Here is a 22,059-nt window from a genome sequence, read left to right as displayed (position 1 = left end):
TATATTCTAGACGGAGAGATTGTTGAGTCTTTCCGTCTCGTTTTTTTTGGCTTGTTGTTAAGAGGAAAAAAGAGTGAACGATAAAACAACAAATCAGGTACAGCCTAAAAAAAAGATGATAACTCCATTATTGGAGATCAAAAATTTAACCAAAGTTTTTAATGATGATTATTATGCGGTTGATGATGTGAATCTAACCATTTATAAAGGTGAGATTTTCGCATTATTGGGTGCATCGGGTAGTGGTAAGTCTACGTTATTACGTATGCTTGCTGGTTTTGAGCAGCCAACTTCGGGGCAGATTATTCTTGATGGTAAAGATTTATCACAAGTGCCACCTTATAACCGACCAATTAATATGATGTTTCAATCGTATGCTCTATTTCCTCACATGACGGTTGAGCAAAATATTGCTTTTGGTTTAAAGCAAGACAAATTAGATCCGAAAGAGATCAAACATCGTGTTGAAGAGATGCTCGCGCTAGTTCATATGGAACAGTTTGGCCGACGCAAACCACACCAATTATCCGGCGGCCAACGCCAACGTGTTGCCTTAGCACGTAGTTTAGCTAAACGGCCGAAACTCCTGTTATTAGATGAGCCAATGGGAGCGCTGGATAAACAGCTACGTGATCGTATGCAACTGGAAGTGGTCAGCATTTTAGAGCAAGTGGGCGCTACTTGCGTTATGGTGACCCATGATCAGGAAGAAGCCATGACAATGGCAGGGCGAATTGCGATTATGAACAAAGGGCAATTTGTCCAAATTGGCGAACCGGAAGAGATTTATGAGCATCCAAATTGCCGTTATAGTGCTGAATTTATCGGCTCAGTTAATGTTTTTGACGGTATTTTGCAAGAAACCTTAGAAGACGGATTAATTATCAATTGTCCGATGATCAAGCATCCAATCAAAGTTGATTATGATTCGCCAGCCGTCGAAGGTGTGCCAATTCAAGTTGCCTTACGTCCGGAAAAAATTAAATTATGTGATGAAATACCGGAAGAAGGGTATAACGTTGCGACCGGTGAAGTGGTGGAAATTGCTTATCTTGGTGATTTGTCGATTTATCACGTTAAACTGGGCAGCGGACAAATTATCATTGCACAGTTACAAAATGAGCATCGCTATCGTAAAGGCATGCCAACTTGGGGGGATGTGATCAACCTAAGTTGGGAAGTTGATAGTTGTGTTGTGCTTACCGAATAGACAAAAGAGGATAAAGTAATGCGATCCATTTTATTGGGTTTGTTGTTAAATGCATTTGTCTTGCTTAATGTTTATTGGCGTTTTCAAACAACTGATGCATTTGATAACTTATTTTTAGATGCGCTCTTTACGGCAATGACATTAAGCTTCTTATTGTCATGCTTAGGATTATATTTAGCAAATTACAAACCATCTAAATTTGCTTATCGCTTAATTATTGCCGGAAGCATATTGTTCATTCCTGCTGGGTTAGTTGCCATTTATTTTGCTTATAAAAAAATGCGCCAACAGCGGGATGAATCCGATTTGATGACACTTTATGGTCGGTTAACTGTCATTGCTATTCCATATTTATGGATGTTATTGCTGTTTTTACTGCCATTTTTAATTGTGTTTAGAATCAGTTTTTCAGAAATAGCTTCGGCTGTTCCGCCTTATACTGATCTGTTTAGCTATGATGACGGACTGCTCAATATTGTTTTGAACTTCGGTAATTATGTCAATTTAATCACGGATACTATCTATCTTGATTCTTATTTGCAATCACTAAAAATTGCGGCGATTTCAACAATATTATGTATTTTAATTGGCTATCCATTAGCGTGGGCAATTTCACAATGTAAACCGTCAACCCGTAACATTTTGTTACTTTTGATTATATTGCCTTCCTGGACTTCGTTTTTGATTCGGGTTTACGCATGGATTGGTATCTTAAATCCAAATGGCTTACTTAATCACTTTTTAATGTGGTTAGGCGTGATTGATCAGCCGCTGATCATTATGAAAACTTATTTCGCCGTTTATATCGGTATTGTCTATTCTTACTTGCCGTTTGTGATTCTGCCAATCTATACATCACTAAGTAAAGTAGATACGACCTTAATTGAAGCAGCGTTAGATTTAGGTTGTAAACCGATTAAGACCTTTTTCAAAATTATTGTGCCATTAACTAAAAATGGCGTTATTGCAGGGGGAATGTTGGTCTTTATTCCGGCAGTGGGTGAATATGTCATTCCGGAACTATTAGGGCCTTCAGAAGGTATTATGATTGGTACCCAGCTTTGGACTGAATTCTTCAATAACCATGATTGGCCAGCGGCATCGGCAGTTGCCAGTGTGATGCTTCTGATATTAATTGTGCCAATATATTATTTCAACAAATTTCAGAACAGCCAAACGGGGGGTAAATAAATGAATAATTCATCACTTATTCTACGATCTGCTTTGATCGTCTTTATCTCTTCGCTACTTGGTGTGATGATTTTAACACTGTTGATATCATCATCAGGACTGAGTTTATTAGGCTCAGCGAGCTACTATATTGGTTGCTTAACATTTAGCTTGATTGTAACAACGCTAGTGACTATTGCGTTAGTTTGTCGTTGCTTAAAAGGGCTAATTTTATTGGTGGTATTTTCCTTTTTGTATATCCCAATGATTATTTTGATTATCTATTCATTCAATAGTTCACGCTTAGTGACAGTATGGGCAGATTTTTCAACCAAATGGTACTTTGAGCTTATTCACAATGATACGTTGCTTAAAGCTGTCGGATTGAGCTTATCGATTGCCGCTGGCGCAGCAACGCTGGCTATTTTGTTAGGTACATTAGCCGCTTACGCCATTATTCGTTTCAGACGTTTCCGTGGCGCTAATTTGTTCTCATTTATGACAACAGCACCGTTGGTTATGCCTGATGTTATAACGGGTTTAGCACTGTTATTACTATTTGTTGGTATGGGACAAGTGTTAGGTTGGCCTAAAGACCGTGGTGCAATTACCATTTGGATGGCGCATGCGACATTTTGTACCGCTTATGTTACCGTGGTCATTAGTGCCCGTTTACGTGAATTAGATAAGTCGATAGAAGAGGCGGCACTCGATTTAGGTGCTAATCCGCTTAAGGTATTTTTTATTATCACCTTACCTATGATCGCCCCAGCGTTAGTATCGGGTTGGTTACTGGCATTTACCTTATCACTGGATGATGTGGTGATTGCGAATTTTGTCACCGGACCGGGCGCAATGACTTTGCCTAAACTTATTTTCTCAAAAGTTAGGTTAGGGGTCGATCCACAAGTCAATGCACTGGCAACAATTATTCTATTGATTGTCGGCATTATTGGTTTTATATCATGGCTATGGATGCGTAAAGCTGAGCGACGTAAAATGCGGGAAATTCGTATGCAATAACTTATTGCTTTTACTCAATATTGCTTTTATTAATTATTGCCGCTATATGCGGCAATTTTTCTTTAAAATGTCCGTGTTTTTTAATGCATTTTGTATTATAGTGTTTCAAGTCAGTTTTCTGACAAAATTCTCAGGGCGGGGTGTAATTCCCCACCGGTGGTTATAGCCCACGAGCGCTTAATCGTTTATTTTGTTGGTTTAGTGCGGTATGTTTCCGACTAAACACTCAATATCTTTAATCGATTAAGGTCTAGCAGATTTGGTGTGATTCCAAAGCCGACAGTTAAAGTCTGGATGAAAGAGAGTAGCTTATCTTTTCTATATTTACCGAAAGGTAAAATCACTATGGTCAAGCACTTGCCCTGATTCTGGTATTTAATTTATTTATACTTAATTGATAAAAAAGCAAAGACAAAGCCCTAAATGCGCATACGGCAATTAGTCAGCTAAATTTACGGCATGTTCGTTGCAAATTGGATTTAAGTGTAAATACAATTAATTGTATATAACAGGATAGGTAACTACCATGAATCAGTTTAATTTAAATGAGTTTGGCACACCGATTGAGCGTGTGAAAAATGCGATATCTGCACTTAAAGCCGGCCAAGGCGTATTAGTGTTAGATGATGAAGATCGTGAAAATGAAGGCGATATTATTTGGCCAGCAGAAACAATCACCACAGAGCAAATGGCGTTGACCATTCGTTATGGTAGTGGGATTGTCTGTTTATGCATGCCAAAAGCCTATTGTGAAAAATTACAATTACCGATGATGGTGGCAAATAACACCAGTAAAAATCATACCGCTTTCACGATTACCATTGAAGCGGCTGAAGGCGTGTCAACCGGGGTATCAGCCGCCGATCGTGTCACCACTGTTCGAGCAGCCGTTGCGGATAATGCAAAACCCAGTGATTTAAATCATCCCGGTCACGTGTTCCCGTTAGTGGCTCAACAAGGTGGAGTACTGGCACGTCGTGGGCATACTGAGGCTTCTGTTGATTTAGTAACTTTAGCCGGATTCAAACCTGCTGCGGTTATTTGTGAATTAACCAATGATGACGGCTCTATGGCAAGAGCGCCACAAGTGGTTGAGTTTGCTAAAAAACACCATTTACCAGTGGTCACTATTGAAGATATTGTTCAATATCGTGAATCTTAAGACCTTGCTAAATGGTGGAAGATAACTATGCCGAATTTGTCGGCATAGTTATTGGCGTAGTTATTGGTGTAGTTATTGGCACCATTATCGACATAGTTATGGTTAAATTAACCTAAAACTTTTAGAGCACAAGCTTTAGTAATTTTGACACCGTTTTCTAAAGCAGATAAATCAAACTTCATTTCCGGATGATGTAATCCTGGTGTTAAATCACAACCTAATCCCCAAAATCCAGCTTTAACATTACGTTCTCTTGGGTAATTAAAAAAGTCTTCGCCACCCGGGGTGAAGATCGGATCTTTTAATCCTTCACTACCTAACACATCAACGATAGCCTCAGTAATGATTTGGCTAACTTCGTTGTCGATCTCAGCTGCTGGGATCTCTTTCGATACTTCAATATCAGCTTTAGCGCCGATCGCTTCTACACTGAGTTTAATTGCTTGTAAGGTTTTGGCTTTTAACTCATCCATTGCCGGATTGGTCGGTGCTCTTAAATCCCAACAGACATAGGCTTTCGACGGAATGGCATTGGTGACGCCAGCATCACAAATACAGCGTGTTGCTTTTACGCTATAAGTTAAACTAGGCGCAAGATGAATGGTATTTACTGCTTGAATTGCCATCATAGCGGCATCTAGTGCATTGACGCCTAGATGTGGCCGTGCGCCGTGCGCAGGTATACCGTGGATATTAACTTCCACAGTGGTAGAAGCCGAATAAAACATTGCCGGCGATGCGAAACCTTTTGGACATTCATCTTTAGGACGAAGATGTAGACCAATAATCATATCAACGTCATCAATGGCGCCACCGGCAATCATCGCTAAAGCGCCAGAGCCTAGCTCTTCAGCGGGTTGAAAGATAAGCTTTAAACGGCCTTGCTTAATATTGCCTTCTTTTATTAGCTCTTCTGCTGCCGTTAACAAGATTGATGAGTGTCCGTCATGACCACAAGTATGTCTTGCACAATGTACGCCATCAATAATATGCCCAAGCGCATCCATATCAGCCCGTAAGGCAAGTACCGGTCCGGGTTTGCCAGAGTCATACTCCGCAACTATTCCGGTTGTATTATTAATATTACGAGTCACTTTATAACCTGCTTTTTCAAGCTCGTTTGCAATATAAGCCGCTGTTTGATGCTCTTGAAAACCAAGCTCCGGGATCTGATGCAAATGGTTATAGTGTTGTAAAACAGTTGACATTGATATCTCCTTTATCAAACAATAAACCGCATAACAATCATGGCAATTAAACCATTAACAATACTGTTTACCATGAGTAATGGCCAGTATTTTTTCGGCACATCAGCAACGCCCAGCAATCGCCCCATATATTGCAGTTGTGAGCCCATTAAGAAAATAGCGGGTGCCAAAATGGTAACATCGGTTGCGCTAAGTAAGCCTTGCGTAATTAAATTAACCGCCACACCGGTACCTGCTGAAGCGGATAACCAAGCTGTGAGTAAGACCGTAATGGCTTCGCCCGGTAGACCAAAAAGCCCCATAACCGGTGAAAAATAATCACCAATTAGCTGCATTAACCCTAAGCGTTTTAAGATTTCGGTAATAACAAAAGCCATGATGATATTGGGCATTAAGTTATTAATGGCAATATTAAAGCCTTTACGTGCGCCAATAACAAAAATATCTAATGGGTTGTTGGTTTGATTTTGTGAATTACTCATTACTAAAATCCTTCTTATAAACTGAGTTTAGAACCAGACGCACTAAAATGGCACCGACAAACTTAAGTACAATCATCAGTACTAAAGGAATAAAAATGGCAACACTCATCGAAGCGAATAGGGCGGAACCGATTGAAAAATAGTTATTAATCAATCCGGCGCCCGAATATTGCCAAGCGCTGATAATCACTAAATCTTTTTTGGTGATTTGCTTGTCATCATATAATTCTTTAGTTAAAACCGCACCGGCGTCGGTACTTTGCAAATCAGTGATAAGCGCAAGCCCCGTTTTGCCTGGCACACCTAGGATAGGTTTAAGTAGCGGAGTTAATAATTTATGCGCAGCTCGAATGGTGCCATAGTGGGTAAATATTTCAAGAACGCCCAGGGCTAACATTACTGTGGGTATGAGCGAAAGGGCAAAGATAAAACCAGCTCGAGCACTGATGCCGCCTTCACCCACAAAACTATTTTTTTCCGGATGAAGCATCGTACCAAATTTACCACTTAGACTGGTAAAATCAAATGCACCTAGCCACTCTTTTCCCTCTACATTAAAAAATAGGCCGGAAAAAAACAGTATAGCCACAATAAGTGAAATATACGCTTTTATTCCGACTTTTACTTCATTGTCAGATTTTTTTGACATGCGATCTTCCTTTTACGATTATTCAATCTTTTCATTTCAATATAAAAAAAATAATTACTGCACTTTTATCAACTTAATCTGTTATATTCTGTTTTATTTCTAATCAGTTATAGACAAATTAGTGTTAAATAGCGATGTTAGCTATCAAAAGTAGCAGAAATTATTTTGGGTATTTTATACTGAATTTCGTTTAAATTGAAAATGTGATCGTTTTTATACAGTTGATTAACGTTGAAAAGGTGGCTGTTTTTCCCTTAATGATTACTAATAAGACAACCAATTATATTCTGTTGGCATCATTATATTGTCGGCATTTTGATCCCAGCGTTTTTTTAAAAGTTTTACTTTCGTTTGATTGGTAAAAATAATGGCAGCAACAGTCTTAAACATTGACTTATAACAGTTTTAGCCTTGATATTTATTTTTCTTCGCTATAAAATCATTAAGTATGTTGAAATTTGCAATAAATTTTTTGTAAAAATGTTTCAGAAACTACCTACGTTTTAGTAAAAAATTGCGTTGTTTCTCTACTTTTAAACATCACGATCTTTAGGTGGCAAATTTGTTTAATTTGCGAACCGTCTTTTTATTTTCATCCAAAGCGTTAAGGTGAAAAAAGAAAATCAAGCAAAGCGAAAAAGTAATAAATTTCAGTGAGGTAGCTATGCATAGCAGGAATAAAGAGTGGGTATACGTTATACTGACCTGCTTTTTTGAATTGAGTTGGGTTCTTGGATTTACTATCGCAACCGAATTTTGGCACTGGATCATCATTGTGCTAGTGATTATTGTCGATTTTACTTGTCTGACTAAAGCGTGTAAAACCATACCAACCGGCACTGTATATGCAATCTTTTCTGGTGTGGGTGCGATTGGATCGGTTGCGATTGATGTGCTCCTTTTCGGGCAAACATTTAATCTTCTTCAACTGTTTTTTGTATTATTAATCATTATTGGTGTTGTGCAGTTAAAACGTACTGATAGTTAAAATATAATGGTAGTTAATAGTTAATAAGTAAATATAGTTAACAGGTACAAACAGTTAACACGTATAAACCGTAAGTGCATTTAGATAATTAGTTTTTATAGATAGTCAAAGCGTTAAATTAGGAACTTTATTATGGGTTGGTTATTAATATTTACTGCATCGATTTTTGAGGTAGTTGGTGCTGTTGGGCTCAAACTCTATTCACAGCAAAAAAGCTTATTACGGATTGTACTGTATTGGGGCGGCTTTTTTGTTTCGTTTGCGCTCTTCTATTTTTCGTTGCGTTATTTGGATTTAAGTATCGTTTACCCGGTTTGGGTCGGTCTTGGCACCTCCGGTGCGGTGTTAGCCAATATGTTTTTGTTTAATGAGCCTAAAAATATTCAGCGATTAATTGGTCTGACTATTATTATTATTGGTGTGGTTGGTTTGCATCTCACCATGTGATATACCGTTATTCACATTGATGAGATTAATCAAATATCGAGATCATTTTAGATACAACATACAACCATTAAGATTCTTACCAAATTTCTGCCTTTATTATGCTGATTTGATTTATTGAATTTTCTTTATTTTCAATATCAACTTATTTTCTAATTTCAACTTTTGATTAATTGCATTGCAGTCTAAATTTATATAGAATAATCACACTGTCTTAGTGGGTTGTTAGCTCAGTCGGTAGAGCAGTTGACTCTTAATCAATTGGTCGCGGGTTCGATCCCCTCACAACCCACCATATTTCTATTTTTCCTAAATTGAGTGATTATTTAGTTTTTTATTTATCATTTTTATCACCAAAATTAGTGGCGAGTCTTCATTCTTTATTTCAACTAACTTATGAGTCATATTATGAATTCATATCTATTACTTTTTTTTGCAATTATTTGTGAAGTTATTGCAACTTCTTCCTTAAAACTGTCAAATGGTTTTACTCATTTACTGTATTCAATCATTACCATTGTTGGTTATAGTGCTTCGTTTTATATTCTTTCTTTAGCCTTAAAAACCATTCCTGTTGGGATTGCTTATGCGATTTGGTCGGGGATTGGGATTATTATTATCAGTTTAATCGCTTGGATCTTTATGAAACAGTCTTTAGATTTGGCGGCTTTAATTGGTATGGGCTTTATTATATTTGGTGTGGTTATTATTAACCTATTTTCTAATGTTGCAGGACATTAATTTTATTAATTAGTCTTGATAACTGGCTTTGATACTCATTGAATGTGATCTGACGGGATATTTCGTTGAGTTGATTAGTATTAGGACATAAAAAAGCCGGAGTTTAACTCCGGCAAGTGCTTTCCAAAATATAATTAGGCTAGTTATAATCGATTATTTGCTTAATTTAAATTTCGTTAGCATGTTGTTTTAAGAAGCTAGCTACACCATTTGGATTAGCTTTCATACCTTGTTTGCCTTTAGTCCATTGAGCTGGACATACTTCACCGTGCTCTTCATGGAATTGGAAAGCATCGACGATACGTAGCATTTCATCAATGTTACGGCCAATTGGTAAATCATTAATAGTTTCATGACGAACAATACCCGATTTATCAATAAAGAATGATGCACGAAGCGCAACACCTGCTTCAGGATGTTCTACGCCATAAGCTTGCATAATACTATGTTTAATATCGGCAACGATAGGGAATTTCACTTCGCCAATACCACCTTTTTCTTGTGGCGTGTTGCGCCATGCATTGTGCACATACTCAGAGTCCATTGATACACCAATCACTTCTACACCACGTTTTTTAAACTCTTCTAAACGATGATCAAAGGCAATAATTTCAGAAGGGCATACAAAGGTGAAATCCATTGGCCAGAAGAAAACGACAGCATATTTTCCATTAATGTGTTGAGCTAAATTAAAATTATTTACGATCTCACCAGAACCTAAAACAGCTGCAGAAGTAAAATCAGGGGCTTTGCGGGTGACTAATGTCATAAAATGTCTCCTTTTCAAACAAATATCAATCTAATTGGTATGCATTATAACAATTTAATGGGGAGGTCACAGTTGTTATAAGCAATTAATTTCATAAGCACAAACTATCAAGAAAGGTATTATTGTTCGGTTTTTTTTATCGATTTTTTCGGTTTACCTTTATTTTTTGTATCGCGATGACGCAGTTTTACCTTTTTCTTGTTAGTTTCTTCGTGTTTTTTACTGATACTTTTTGATTTTGCCTTCTGCGAAGGTTTTTTCTTGGTTACTGGTTTAGGCGCACGAGTTTTTGGGCGTAAATGGTCAATAGTTCTTAATTTAATCGGTTCAATGATGTAGCGTTCGATTTTTTGTAATAACTCGTTATCGTGTGCTTCTATTAGCATGATTGCGGTGCCTTTTTTGCCGGCACGAGCTGTGCGACCTATGCGATGTAAATAGACGTCGGCTGTTTTTGGTGCATCAAAGTTGATCACATGCGTGATATCATCAATATCAATCCCTCGTGCCGCTACATCGGTTGCAACTAATACGTTAACAGTATTGTTGCTGATTCTTTTTATCGCTTCGTTACGCTTTGCTTGCACCATTTCGCCTTCTAAATAGCAGCTATGGATCCCCGCTTGATGTAGCATTGATACCAATTCATGAACACGTTCACGTTTGCGCACAAAAACAATTGTTTTTTTGAACTCTTCTTGTTTAAGCAAATGAGTTAATAGCGCCACTTTATGCGTTAAATCATCAGCTCGATAATAAAATTGTAGAATTTTTTTGCGCTCTTTGCGTGAAGGATCGGCATTGATTTCAACCGGATTATTTAATATGCGATTAGCAAAGTCATACAAGCCTTTACCTTCTAGTGTTGCAGAAAATAGTAAGGTTTGTTTACGCCAACGTGTTTCAGCCGATATGGTTTCAACATCTTGCGAAAAGCCCATATCTAACATGCGATCAGCTTCATCTAAAATGAGCATTTCAACCGCACGACAATCAAAATTTTCTTCTTTGATATATTGCAAAAGTCGTCCGGTCGTTGCTATTACGATATCTTGATTTTTGCTAAAGATCTCTGCATGGTTCATATAAGCGACACCACCGGTTATGGTTGCGATGCTTAAATGGGTTGATTGGGTAAGTTTTTGTGCTTGCTGAGCAATTTGCATGGCAAGTTCACGGGTTGGGGTTAAGATTAAAATTCTTGGTGGCCCAGGTTTGCGACGCGGGAAATCCAATAGATGTTGCACAGCCGGGATGAGAAAAGCTAATGTTTTACCAGTACCGGTTGGGGCTGAGCCTAAAATATCTTTGCCTTCTAATGCCGCCGGAATAGTTTGCGCTTGAATGACTGTTGGGGTGATGATGTTTTGTGCTTGTAAGTTCTCCACTAAAATATCATCAAGTTGTAGATCGGAAAATGTTTGTGTTGTCATAGCTATCTTTTTATCAGAAATTTGAGAAGTATTATAGCGACAATGTTTATAACTACAATCATTATCATGTGACATATTTTGATTTGATTTAATTACCGCTTAGTAAAGTTTATCTGTTGGTTATGGATATCGATGAACTACTTCAACTTTTTGTCATACAGCTTTGATTTGTTATTAATGGTTAAATTTTTTGTCAAGAAGTTTCAGAAAATGTATATGTTTAAGTAGAAACTTATCATCGTTTAGAGTTTGTGATAGAATGTGCGGCAAATTTGAAGGTATAGCTTTGAACAATATTTATTGTGTTGTCTGATTAAATGCTTAACCGTTCAGTTTTATCTTTACTAGTTGGATGTTGTTGTCCAAAAATCAACGCTCTGTTTTTTACTATAACGATCTGATAAACAAAATGACTGAATATTTCACCAACGATAATTACGAAGTACAATTACAAAATAAAATTACTCAATTAACAACATTATTGTCTGATTTTAACCTTCCTCAATTGGTCGTTCATTCCTCTCCAGTCAGTCATTATCGTATGCGAGCTGAGTTTAGAATATGGCATGATGGTGAAGATCTTTATCATATTATGTATGATAAAAAGACCAAAAAACGGGTGCGAATTGATACTTTCCCGATAGCGACAGTATTGATAAATCAAGCGATGCAAGCGATTTTACCGCTTTTAAAACACAATGAAACCTTACGCCATTTGCTGTTTCAAATAGATTATTTTTCAACCTTAAGTGGTCAGCTTTTAATTACACTTTTATATCATAAAAAGTTAGATGATAATTGGCTTGCGCAAGCCCAGCTTTTAAAGCAACAATTAGCCGAACAAGGTATTGAGGCTAATTTAGTCGGGCGAGCCAGTAATCAAAAAATTTGTCTCGATGTGGATTATGTTGACGAAGTTTTACCATTGCAAGATCGATCGCTGACCTATCGACAAGTTGAAAATAGCTTTACTCAACCCAATGCGGCAATCAATATTAAAATGCTCGAGTGGGCGTTAGCGGTGACTAAAAATTCAACCGGTGATTTACTGGAGTTTTATTGTGGTAATGGTAATTTTTCTATTGCGTTGGCGCAGAATTTCCGTCAGGTTTTAGCCACTGAAATTGCCAAAGCTTCGGTTTATTCAGCTCAGCATAACATTAAAGTCAATCATATAGATAATCTGAAAATTGTCCGATTGTCAGCCCAAGAATTTACCAGCGCTATTAAGAAAGAGCGTGAGTTTAATCGTTTGAAAGGCATTAATCTTGATGATTATCAGTGTAATACGGTACTTGTTGATCCGCCTCGTAGCGGTTTAGATGATGATACCATTACTATTCTTAAAAGCTATGACAAAATCATCTATATTTCTTGCAATCCTCAAACGCTCAAAGAGAATTTAAAACAGTTTTCACAAACGCACGATATTACCCATTTTGCGATGTTTGATCAGTTTCCCTATACTGATCATGTTGAAACGGGTATTGTTCTACATAAAAAGTCGTGATATTCGTATTAAAAAAACAGAAATCTTGTTAAAATAGGCAAGATTTCAAATCTCTTTATGTTTTGTTTTATTGTTTTATTAAGATAAGTGCTATTTTAGATAAAAAAAAACCCTAGATAAACTAGGGCTGCATTAAATTGCAAGGAATGGATGAAAGGAAATAAAACAATGAAACAATACTGTCTAGCCTCATGAATCATTGTGGTGCTAATATAACAAACACAAACAAACGAATTAATGACACAAACATTACAAAATAGTCATTACATTGTCATGATTGCATTTGAGTTTTTCATATATCCTATAACCCATTATGCAAATTCGATAACCTGATAAAACAACAAAGGAAATATTCAAAATGAAATTGTTAGTTGTTGAAGATGAACAAAAAACAGGAGAGTATCTTCGTCAGGGATTAGTTGAATCTGGATTTATAGTTGATCTGACTAATAACGGTCTCGATGGTTATCATCGAGCAATGACAGAAGACTATGATTTAATAATTCTCGATGTGATGCTTCCGGATATCGTCGGTTGGAAAATCGTTCAATCATTGCGAGAAGCGGGTAAAGATACTCAAATAATGTTACTAACTGCCATGGGCAGTGTTGAAGATAAAGTTAAAGGGCTAAATTTAGGTGCTGATGACTATTTAGTTAAACCTTTTTCATTTGCCGAACTATTAGCTCGGGTAAAATCACTTTTGCGGCGTAATGTGCCACAAGTGAATAATTATCAATTAAGTATTGCTGATTTGGTAATGGACCTACCTAAACGAACCGTTACACGTGGCGATAAACGAATTGATTTAACCAATAAAGAGTTTTTACTATTGGAATATTTTTTACGTTATCCGGGCGAGGTATTGCCTAGATCGCTTATTGCCTCACAAGTGTGGGACATGAATTTTGATAGTGATACCAATGTTATTGATGTTGCAATTAGGCGTTTACGTAACAAAATCGATGCCGATTTTGAGCCTAAATTAATTCATACTGTCCGTGGAATGGGATATAAATTAGATGTATTGGATGAAGCAGAGTAAAATTATATCATTTCGCTTACCACTTATTGTATGCCTACTTACTTGTGGGCTACTTTACTGTTTTAGTTATCTTATCGAACGCTCTTTTGAGAAGTTTTCGATTCAACAAAATGTGACTGAATTAAATTCGGTTATTACTTCAGTTGAGCGAGAATTGACTTACTATTCTCCCGCTGATAATCGTGATGAGTTTTTCCAAAATCTGTTGTTAATTTTGACAGGTCATCATCATCTGTTTGTCTATATTTTAGATGATTCGGGAAAAATTGTTTATCGAACACGCGGCCCTAATCTGGCAATCGCTTTATCACAACGTGAATTCGAACGGATTATTGCCGAAAATAGTACCGCCATTTGGAATGTCGATAAATCATCTTACCGCATTGCTGCTTCGAGGGTTATGGTAGATGAAGGTAAACAGTTTACCACCATTGTTGCCGTTGGGCGTGATTTGCAACTCGAGTTTATTTATCGCTTGCGCATTGGTTTAGGTATACTTATTGCAATTGCGTGTGTTTTGGCGTTAATTGGATCGCTAATCTCTATTTATTACACCCAAAAACCGATTAACCGATTAATTAAGAAAATTGAGCGAATTAACTTAAAAAGCCTTAATTATCGAATCTCTACCGCCTCAGTGCCGACCAAATATGTGAGTTTAGTGAAAGCATTTAATAAGATGCTCAGCCGTATGGAAGATGTATTTCATCGGCAACGTAATTTCACAGCAGATATTGCTCATGAGATGCGTACACCAATTACTAATTTAACAACCCAAACACAAATTGTTTTAAATAATGCTCGCTCAACAGAAGAGTATCGAGAGATTTTATACTCTAATTTAGAAGAGTATGAAAAAATGTCACAAATGATATCTGATATGCTGTTCTTAGCGCAGGCAGATAACCGCCAACTAGTGCCAAATCTGATCGATATTGATATTCATCAGATGTTGACGATGATGTGTGAATACTTTGAACCGTTAACCGACGAGAAAAATATCACTATCGATTTGGAAGGTCAGTGTGCTCATATTCAAGGTGATAAGATGATGTTAGGGCGAGCGATTAGTAATATTCTATCCAACGCTATTCGTTATACACCTGAAAACGAAACAATCCGAATAAGCTTGAGTCAAGTGACGCAAAAGCGAATAAAAATTATTATTTCTAACCCCGGTAAAAAGATCGACAGTCGCCATTTACCGCACCTTTTCGACCGATTTTATCGTGTGGATGAATCACGTCATCGTAGTGGTAATGATTCATCCGGAGCGGGGATTGGGCTTGCGATTGTTAAATCGATTATTGAAACCCATAAAGGCTCGATTTATGTTGAATCGGACGATCAATCAACCCGCTTTGTGATTAATTTGCCAACGGCTATTTAACATCAAAATCACTAATTAATAGATTAGCTGCTGCATAAGCAGCTTTATCTTTTAATTCTTGGGGAACGTGCTCGTTACGCACTACTTCATCAAGAACTTGCATCACAGCACCTAGCGCATCATCAATATAACCGAGTTCGTTACTTCCAATTTGTGCATATTTTTGACGAATTGTTTCATGATACTGATTCATTTAACTTTATCCTTTAGTGTGTAAATTTGTCTTTCAAGCATTGATTATAAAAAGTGAGCCAATTTTTCATAAACTTGATTAGCGGTAATGCTTTGCATGCTTTTATCAGCGGAAATTATGCTGTGTTGATTTTTACCGTACCCACCAATTAGCTTAGGATCGGTTTGACCAAATAAGGTGATATTGGGTCGATCTAACGCCGCTGTTAAATGGCTCAATCCAGTATCAACCGATACTACTGCTTTTGCACCTGCGATGATCGTTGCAATTTCATCTAAGGCGAGTTTTGGCAACACTTGCACATGTTGAAAACCTTTAGCCAGCCTCATTGCACGCTGCTCTTCATGCGGCGCACCCCATGGTAGTTTAATGGTTAATCCGGTTGGTTCAATTTGTTTAATTAATTCTCGCCATGCATCTTCTGTCCAATGTTTTTCATCACGAGTGGTGGCATGGAGAAATACCAGATATTGCATAGCGTCTTCTGGTAGCACCTGAGTAAAATGACGAGCAATAGCATAATCGCCGGTGTGGTTAGGGAAGGTATAATTTAAACTTTTAGCAAACAGTAACCTAACTCGCTCAATGGCATGCATCTGTTTGGGGACATGATGTTTAACATCATAAAACCAACTGGCAATAGGCTCTTTGATACTCTGACGGTCTAAGCCATGTTTGATTCCACGGGCTTTACGAGTAATCAAAAAGGCACTTTTTATTAATCCTTGAGCATCGATGATACAATCATATTGTTGCTGGCGAAGCTGCTGGATAAATTGATGACGCTCTTTACGGACAGGGCGAGAAAACCAATTCTTTCGCCAGCGTCTGATTGCTACCGGTATGACGGTGTCAACCGCAAAATGCCAGCTAGGAATTTGGGCAAAATTTTCCTCAACAACCCAATCAAACGTGATATTGGGTATATGGTTTGCTGCATCGGTTAAGGCGGGTAAAGTGTGAAGCACATCACCCATTGAAGATGTTTTAACGACCAGTACACGCATAATTAATTACTCTTTTCACAGCGGACAATTAGCTTCATTAAACTTTCAAACACTTGATCGGGTTTAATATCTATCAAGCTTTGATGATATCCCTGTTCCGCATCACCTCGACGAACTCGGTGATAACCGGTAATTAACCGAATCACTTCAGCCTTATTTGACAATGGTGGCGTAAAATCCGGACTGCTTGGGCCATACAGCGCTACAAGCGGTCTATCAAGGGCTGCGGCAACGTGCATTAATCCTGAATCATTGGTTACCACTGCTTTACAAGCAGCAATTAGATTTATGGCCTGATCTAATTGAGTCTTTCCGGCTAGGTTAATGCATTGATCGCTGTGAGTCATCTTTGCCATAATCTGTTCACCGACTTGGCGATCATTGGCCGAACCAAAAATTAACACTTTAGCATGCTGTTTAACGATCATATCAGCAAGCGTTGCATAATGATAATCCGGCCAGCGCTTGGCTGGTCCAAATTCAGCCCCAGGACAAAAACCTATCAAAGGGGCATCTTGCGGGATATCAAAAGCGGTTAACGTTTCTAAAATTTCCGGCATGGTGACATGCAGTTTAGGCCACAGTATAGGTTGAGGGATATCTTTAGCTGAGTGCATCCCTTGCTTTGGATAGGCAAGGGCAACATAGCGCTCAACCATTAACGGATAAGCTTGCTTATTTAATTTACGAAGATCGTTGAGTAATCCGTAGCGCATTTCACCTTTCCAGCCTGTGCGTTTAGGAATTTTGGCAAAATAGGGGATCAAAGCAGATTTAAATGAATTAGGTAAAACGATAGCCTGTTGGTAATGATTTTCCCGTAGCGATTTGCCTAATTGATAACGCTTAGATAAAGCAAATTCACCATGACCTAGCGGCATGGCAATAGCTTGGCTAACTTCCGGCATTTTAGCTAATAAAGCTCGGCACCATGAAGGTGCCATAACGTCAATTTCAATATCGGGGTTAAGCTGTTTTAATGTTCGATATAAACTTTGCGACATCATCATATCGCCAACCCATGAAGGACCAATAATGAGAGTTTTCATTTTTTTCCTTTTTATTGTTCATTGAGCCATTTCATATATTCGGTTGTGCCTTCGGTCACAGTTTTGAATTTTATTTGACAACCTGCTTGTCGGAATTTAGTTAAATCAGCTTGAGTAAAGGTTTGGTAACGTCCTTTTAACTGCTCAGGGAAGGGAATATACTCAATTTCGCCTGTTTGATGATAACTCATAACAGCATCTGCTACGGTTTGGAAAGATTCCGCTTGACCGGTACCGCAATTGAAAATCCCGGATACTTGATTTTTCCAGAACCATAAATTGACATCAACCACATCACCAACATAAATGAAGTCACGTTTAAAGTTATCGCTACCGGCAAATAGTTTTGGTTTTTCACCCTTTTTCAATTGCTCATTGAGATGAAAAGCCACGCTTGCCATACTGCCTTTATGAGTTTCACGCGGTCCGTAAACATTGAAATAGCGAAAACCACAAACTTGCGATGTGGCTTGCGGTAAAATCTCTCTGACATATTGGTCAAATAAAAATTTAGAGTAACCATATACATTGAGTGGTTTTTCGTAGGCTCGCTCTTCAATAAAGTTATCACTACGACCGCCATAAGTTGCCGCTGATGAAGCATAAAGGAATGGGATATTGAAATCTAAACAGTAGTGTAAGAGATCTTTGGAATAGCTGTAATTATTTTCCATCATGAATTTTCCGTCCCACTCAGTGGTTGCTGAGCAAGCGCCTTGATGAAAAATAACATCGATATCAAGATTTTCATTAGAGATGATTGCAGAAATAAACTCATCTTTGTCCATGTAATCAGCGATGTCTAAATCAGCTAAGTTTGCAAATTTAGTTCCGTCAGTTAAGTCATCGACAACTAAAATATCTTTATGTCCAATACTATTTAAACCTTTAACAATATTGCTTCCAATAAAACCTGCACCGCCAGTGACAACAATCATAATTACTACCTTTAAACGAATTAAATTTAATGCCTCTATAATACCGATTTATGACAAAATTTTCGAGTGTTCATTTAGATGCATATTGTTTTTTATCCGTTTTGAGAATAATTAATTACCATTGTTTGGTAGTAAGCGGTTAATTGCTATTTTTTATATCGATTAATTCATGCTTTTAGCGATGTTTATCAAAAATAGATGCAATGTAGAAAAATGGGTTGGGTAAAGAGATTGTCGTTTAAAACTCTCTCTTTTATTGAAATTACTCATTATTATGTTTTGCAGTTAATAAAATGTATCTTGCTAAACTAAGATAGGGTTCGGTTTGACAATACTGTTTTTCAAGCGCTAATAGTTGGTCAAAGTGTGTTTCAGACTTGCTTTTATTGATTAAATAATCATGAAAAACCCGGATGCCGATTTTATTTGTTATGGTAAAGTTAAGATCGGTTAACCAGGTATAAACTTCAGTTGGCTTTCTTGGAAAATCCGGCGATAAGGTCTTTTTTTTGCGTTTAGCTAAACCTGCTTGAGTATAACCAAAATTACCCAGTGTCACCGTTTTAAATAACAGTGCATCATAATTATAAAACATTAACGATAAGTAACCATCAGCTTTTAAATGTCTCTTTAAGGCGTTAATGACAGTTATTGGCTCAGCTACCCATTCTAAAACTGCATGGCAAATCACTAGATCAAATTGTTCATCTGTCACTTGGTCAAGCGTTTGTATGGCACTATGTATACACGTTATCGGTAAGTTTTCCGCTATCGCGGTTTGTTTTGTCTGTTCAAGCATCTGCGCTGAAATGTCACACAAGGTAATTTGATGCCCCAGTCTGGCAAGCTTACAAGCAATTTGTCCCTGCCCACCACCAGCATCAAGGATCTTTAATGGTTTTTTAACACTACAGTCTGCTAAGATCTGTTCAAGTTCTTGCCAGACTATCGCCTCACGTATTTTACCTTTAGTTGTACCATAAATATTTTGTGCGAATTTAGCACTGATATCGTCAAAATTTCGATCTTGCTTATTCATACGTTAGTTTTGATTATTCAGCTTTTGTACTTGCGCATTGATTTGCGATAATTTTTCAGACATTAATTGATAACACTGTTCCATTAAGGCACGAGTATCGTCTTTTTGAAGGTTTTTGGTTTCAATCGGATCAAGCATCTCAACAATCACATGTCCATTATTTAAACGATTGAGTTTAATTGAATTGGTATCCGACACACAGATTGGCACAATAGGTACACCTGCGGCTATAGCGGCTTTAAATGCGCCTGTTTTAAAAGGTAACAATCCTCGACCTTGACTTCGGGTCCCTTCCGGAAACATCCAGATAGATATGCCTCGATTATTGATCTCTTTTACCACTTGGCTAATGGTATCGTGCGCTTTAGATTTATTATTACGATCAATTAAAATATTTCCGGTTAGATAATAAAGTTGCCCAAAAAATGGGATCCATGCCAAACTCTTTTTCCCAACGGTGACGGTTTTCGGTTGAACGATGTCAGCGGCAACAATCATGTCATAATTATTTTGATGATTGGCAATAAATACACAGCTTCCCATGTTTTGGATATTGGAATATTGGCGGGTTTCAACTTTAACGCCCAAAATGGGCTTGAAAAAAAAGCTAAATAGATGCGCAAAGCGTGCGACATTTTTTGGATTACGTGGATTAAACAGGCAAAAAATAATACCTAAAACACAGATTATCACTCCTAAGATGACAACACTAATTAAGCGAAAAAGAAAAACCATAATTTACCTCATAAGTTAACTTAGCGTATTATATACGTAATCAGCATCAATATACAGTTTCCGCTACCGATAACAGCTAAAAGGACGGTTATGCTAAAATCAACAATTATTTGGGATGAAAACCAAACCGCAATTTCGACACATTTTAATGATGTCTATTTTAATACCCGTGGCGCAGTAGCCGAAACAAACTATGTTTTTGTTGAAGGAAATAATTTAGTTGAACGCTTTTTAACGCATCAGTCTGATACATTTATTGTTGGCGAAACCGGTTTTGGTTCTGGCTTGAGTTTTTTGGTACTATCCAAAGCGTTTTTAGCGTTTAAAAGACAATATCCTAATCACATTCTTCAACAATTGAAATTTTTCAGTGTAGAAAAATATCCATTATCAGCACAAGAGATGCTGCAAATGCATGAAAATGTGATAGATGATGACACGTTAGCCTTACTTGCTAAGCAGTTAAGATCTTATTTATTTCAATCTGAGCCGATTGAGGCGAATATCAGTTTAGCGATTTGTTATGATGATATTAGCGCCTATCCTGATTTCTTATCAAAATTTAATATACTTGTTGATGCATGGTTTTTTGACGGTTTTTCACCAGCAAAAAATCCTGATATGTGGTCACAACATTTATTTCAAGATTGTTTTAAATTAACCCGACCAGCGGGAACTTTTGCAACTTTTACTTCAGCAGGTTTTGTGCGCCGTAATTTAACCAATGCAGGTTTTCAAGTATTAAAGCGTAAAGGTTTTGGTATAAAACGTGAAATGTTAGTTGGCGTTAAGTCTTTATAAAATATGCTATAACGATTACGGAAATTACGGTAAACTTAGCCAATATTGCGATTTTAAATAAACATTTATCATTAATGGAATATAAATTGAGCTTAATTATTAATAAATAATAAGGAGTTAAGATGAAAATATTAAATACAGTTGTATTTGTTGTTGCTATAGCATTAAGTTTGGCCGGTTGTGAGAAAAAAGATTATGAGTATTATTCAAAAAATCTCGATGCTGCTGAAGCAAAAAGAGAAGAGTGTTCCAATGGAATAAGTAAAGCTCAGTTAGAAGGGGATCGCAAAGCATATGATAAATTAATCAATGATGAACAATGCATTGCTGCAAAAAACGCAATTATCAACGATAAAAAGTTAAAGGCGCAATTGGAAAGAGAGCGTGAGGAAGCAGAGAAGCAACAAGCACTAGATGCAGCGAAGGCCATTATAGTAAAAGAAACAGAAGGACTTACTTGGCAACAAACTATAAACGAATATTTGAAGGATGATGAATGCCAAGAATTTACGTTTGGAACTAGTAGTGCTAAATGTCAAGCTTGGAAGATTATTTATGATGAAAAGGCTCAAGAGGGTAAAGATCAGTTAAAACAGTTATCATTTGATGAAATCAAAGGTGAAATGCTGTCTTTATGTAAGCTCGATTCTAGAACGAAATCTAACTGTCGTGTAGCTGAACAAGCATTAGAAGAAAAGGCTGCAACTGAATTAGCAAATGATGATCTCAAAACCATTGAAGAAAAGGAATCTATTTATTGTTCTGATGATTTGAGATTTTCATCAGTTTGTAGAAGTAGCTGGCAAAAAGCTTGGGCAAAACAAAATCAGGAAGTTGTGAAATTTTTTGTTGATAATCAAGCGGAATTTATCAGTACCTATAATGCATGCGTTGATAAAGTCGTGGCTATTGATTCTACCGTTGATGACTGGTCAAAGAGAATTGAATTAAATCAAAATATTAAAGACAGTTATCCTTGTAGCCAAATAAGAGAAGCTGCTATTAAGCGAGGAATGTCCTATACCAATTTTAAAGAGAAAATTAGTAACTAGGATTCTTCTAAAACCCCATGT

22 protein-coding genes, 1 tRNA gene, 1 pseudogene and 1 riboswitch are annotated in these 22,059 nt (G+C 37.2%); of the genes and pseudogenes, 13 read left to right on the top strand and 11 right to left on the bottom strand.

Annotated features, from left to right (window positions below; all coding sequences use genetic code 11):
* Positions 1 to 73: 73 nt before the first annotated feature.
* The 4 genes and pseudogenes from potG to ribB all read left to right on the top strand — a co-directional run bounded on the left by potG (position 74) and on the right by ribB (position 4,565).
* Positions 74 to 1,210: a putrescine ABC transporter ATP-binding subunit PotG gene (potG, locus tag J3U42_RS04810; RefSeq protein ID WP_220219393.1), complete on the top strand. Its 1,137-nt coding sequence runs from the start codon at positions 74 to 76 to the stop codon at positions 1,208 to 1,210.
* 318 nt (positions 1,211 to 1,528) lie between these two features.
* Positions 1,529 to 2,401: pseudogene (locus tag J3U42_RS04805) on the top strand (ABC transporter permease subunit); the annotation flags it as partial.
* Positions 2,402 to 2,644: 243 nt separating this feature from the next.
* The gene (locus J3U42_RS04800; protein WP_366518694.1) at positions 2,645 to 3,403 is read left to right on the top strand and encodes an ABC transporter permease subunit; all 759 of its coding nucleotides are present in this window, start codon (positions 2,645 to 2,647) and stop codon (positions 3,401 to 3,403) included.
* A gap of 122 nt (positions 3,404 to 3,525) precedes the next feature.
* Positions 3,526 to 3,713: riboswitch (FMN riboswitch) on the top strand.
* Positions 3,714 to 3,929: 216 nt separating this feature from the next.
* On the top strand, positions 3,930 to 4,565 hold the full coding sequence (gene ribB / locus J3U42_RS04795) for a 3,4-dihydroxy-2-butanone-4-phosphate synthase (RefSeq protein ID WP_267329729.1): 636 nt from the start codon (positions 3,930 to 3,932) through the stop codon (positions 4,563 to 4,565).
* A 107-nt stretch (positions 4,566 to 4,672) separates the two neighbouring features.
* On the opposite strand, the gene J3U42_RS04790 is transcribed toward ribB, so the two are convergent.
* From J3U42_RS04790 to J3U42_RS04780, 3 genes are read right to left on the bottom strand one after another with little or no spacing between them, the layout of a single operon-like run.
* On the bottom strand, positions 4,673 to 5,773 hold the full coding sequence (locus J3U42_RS04790) for a M20 peptidase aminoacylase family protein (RefSeq protein WP_267335788.1): 1,101 nt from the start codon (positions 5,771 to 5,773) through the stop codon (positions 4,673 to 4,675).
* 14 nt (positions 5,774 to 5,787) lie between these two features.
* Positions 5,788 to 6,255 (bottom strand): YjiG family protein, encoded by a 468-nt coding sequence (locus tag J3U42_RS04785; RefSeq protein WP_267329731.1) that lies wholly within the window; start codon positions 6,253 to 6,255, stop codon positions 5,788 to 5,790.
* Positions 6,248 to 6,904, bottom strand: a complete 657-nt coding sequence (locus J3U42_RS04780) for a nucleoside recognition domain-containing protein (RefSeq protein WP_220219398.1) — start codon at positions 6,902 to 6,904, stop codon at positions 6,248 to 6,250. The genes J3U42_RS04785 and J3U42_RS04780 overlap by 8 nt, the downstream gene beginning before the upstream one ends.
* A gap of 664 nt (positions 6,905 to 7,568) precedes the next feature.
* Here J3U42_RS04780 and J3U42_RS04775 point away from each other — a divergent pair.
* The 4 genes from J3U42_RS04775 (at position 7,569) to J3U42_RS04760 (ending at position 9,077) form a co-directional block, all read left to right on the top strand.
* Positions 7,569 to 7,892, top strand: coding sequence for a DMT family transporter (locus J3U42_RS04775; protein ID WP_220219399.1), 324 nt, complete (start codon positions 7,569 to 7,571; stop codon positions 7,890 to 7,892).
* A gap of 132 nt (positions 7,893 to 8,024) precedes the next feature.
* Entirely contained in the window at positions 8,025 to 8,339 is a 315-nt protein-coding gene (locus tag J3U42_RS04770) for a DMT family transporter (protein WP_220219400.1), read from the top strand.
* Positions 8,340 to 8,555: 216 nt separating this feature from the next.
* Positions 8,556 to 8,631: transfer RNA gene (locus tag J3U42_RS04765), tRNA-Lys, on the top strand.
* A 113-nt stretch (positions 8,632 to 8,744) separates the two neighbouring features.
* On the top strand, positions 8,745 to 9,077 hold the full coding sequence (locus tag J3U42_RS04760; RefSeq protein ID WP_220219401.1) for a DMT family transporter: 333 nt from the start codon (positions 8,745 to 8,747) through the stop codon (positions 9,075 to 9,077).
* Between the two features lie 166 nt (positions 9,078 to 9,243).
* On the opposite strand, the gene J3U42_RS04755 is transcribed toward J3U42_RS04760, so the two are convergent.
* Together J3U42_RS04755 and srmB are read right to left on the bottom strand one after the other, a co-directional pair.
* Positions 9,244 to 9,846 (bottom strand): peroxiredoxin C, encoded by a 603-nt coding sequence (locus J3U42_RS04755; RefSeq protein WP_267329732.1) that lies wholly within the window; start codon positions 9,844 to 9,846, stop codon positions 9,244 to 9,246.
* A gap of 119 nt (positions 9,847 to 9,965) precedes the next feature.
* Positions 9,966 to 11,279: an ATP-dependent RNA helicase SrmB gene (gene srmB, locus J3U42_RS04750; protein WP_267335786.1), complete on the bottom strand. Its 1,314-nt coding sequence runs from the start codon at positions 11,277 to 11,279 to the stop codon at positions 9,966 to 9,968.
* 409 nt (positions 11,280 to 11,688) lie between these two features.
* On the opposite strand from srmB, the gene trmA reads away from it, so the two are divergent.
* From trmA to J3U42_RS04735, 3 genes are all read left to right on the top strand, one after another.
* Positions 11,689 to 12,789 (top strand): tRNA (uridine(54)-C5)-methyltransferase TrmA, encoded by a 1,101-nt coding sequence (gene trmA, locus J3U42_RS04745; protein ID WP_267329733.1) that lies wholly within the window; start codon positions 11,689 to 11,691, stop codon positions 12,787 to 12,789.
* A 358-nt stretch (positions 12,790 to 13,147) separates the two neighbouring features.
* Positions 13,148 to 13,834 (top strand): heavy metal response regulator transcription factor, encoded by a 687-nt coding sequence (locus J3U42_RS04740; protein ID WP_220219405.1) that lies wholly within the window; start codon positions 13,148 to 13,150, stop codon positions 13,832 to 13,834.
* Entirely contained in the window at positions 13,821 to 15,224 is a 1,404-nt protein-coding gene (locus J3U42_RS04735; protein WP_220219406.1) for a heavy metal sensor histidine kinase, read from the top strand. Before J3U42_RS04740 ends, J3U42_RS04735 begins: the two co-directional genes overlap by 14 nt.
* On the opposite strand, the gene J3U42_RS04730 is transcribed toward J3U42_RS04735, so the two are convergent.
* The 6 genes from J3U42_RS04730 to J3U42_RS04705 form a co-directional block, all read right to left on the bottom strand.
* Positions 15,217 to 15,417, bottom strand: a complete 201-nt coding sequence (locus J3U42_RS04730) for a YaeP family protein (protein ID WP_220219407.1) — start codon at positions 15,415 to 15,417, stop codon at positions 15,217 to 15,219. The genes J3U42_RS04735 and J3U42_RS04730 overlap by 8 nt on opposite strands.
* 44 nt (positions 15,418 to 15,461) lie before the next feature.
* Positions 15,462 to 16,424: a lipopolysaccharide heptosyltransferase RfaC gene (gene rfaC / locus J3U42_RS04725; RefSeq protein ID WP_267335784.1), complete on the bottom strand. Its 963-nt coding sequence runs from the start codon at positions 16,422 to 16,424 to the stop codon at positions 15,462 to 15,464.
* A 2-nt stretch (positions 16,425 to 16,426) separates the two neighbouring features.
* Positions 16,427 to 17,473 carry an ADP-heptose--LPS heptosyltransferase RfaF gene (rfaF, locus tag J3U42_RS04720; RefSeq protein ID WP_267335782.1) on the bottom strand — a complete coding sequence of 349 codons (1,047 nt, stop codon included), beginning with the start codon at positions 17,471 to 17,473 and terminating at the stop codon, positions 16,427 to 16,429.
* Positions 17,474 to 17,484: 11 nt separating this feature from the next.
* Positions 17,485 to 18,411 carry an ADP-glyceromanno-heptose 6-epimerase gene (gene rfaD, locus J3U42_RS04715; protein WP_267329736.1) on the bottom strand — a complete coding sequence of 309 codons (927 nt, stop codon included), beginning with the start codon at positions 18,409 to 18,411 and terminating at the stop codon, positions 17,485 to 17,487.
* A gap of 262 nt (positions 18,412 to 18,673) precedes the next feature.
* On the bottom strand, positions 18,674 to 19,450 hold the full coding sequence (locus J3U42_RS04710; RefSeq protein ID WP_267329737.1) for a methyltransferase domain-containing protein: 777 nt from the start codon (positions 19,448 to 19,450) through the stop codon (positions 18,674 to 18,676).
* Positions 19,451 to 19,453: 3 nt separating this feature from the next.
* A complete protein-coding gene (locus J3U42_RS04705) occupies positions 19,454 to 20,185 on the bottom strand; it encodes a 1-acylglycerol-3-phosphate O-acyltransferase (RefSeq protein WP_220219412.1) in 732 nt (243 codons plus the stop codon).
* A gap of 90 nt (positions 20,186 to 20,275) precedes the next feature.
* Between J3U42_RS04705 and mnmD the strand changes: the two genes are divergently transcribed.
* Positions 20,276 to 20,986, top strand: coding sequence for a tRNA (5-methylaminomethyl-2-thiouridine)(34)-methyltransferase MnmD (gene mnmD, locus J3U42_RS04700; protein WP_267335780.1), 711 nt, complete (start codon positions 20,276 to 20,278; stop codon positions 20,984 to 20,986).
* A gap of 122 nt (positions 20,987 to 21,108) precedes the next feature.
* On the top strand, positions 21,109 to 22,038 hold the full coding sequence (locus J3U42_RS04695) for a hypothetical protein (RefSeq protein WP_267335778.1): 930 nt from the start codon (positions 21,109 to 21,111) through the stop codon (positions 22,036 to 22,038).
* The last annotated feature ends 21 nt before the right edge of the window (positions 22,039 to 22,059 follow it).

This window comes from Gilliamella sp. B2923 (assembly GCF_026536565.1).
Lineage (GTDB): Bacteria > Pseudomonadota > Gammaproteobacteria > Enterobacterales > Orbaceae > Gilliamella.
The sequence above is the reverse complement of the archived record's forward strand: the minus strand, read 5'-3'. Positions and strand labels throughout refer to the sequence as shown.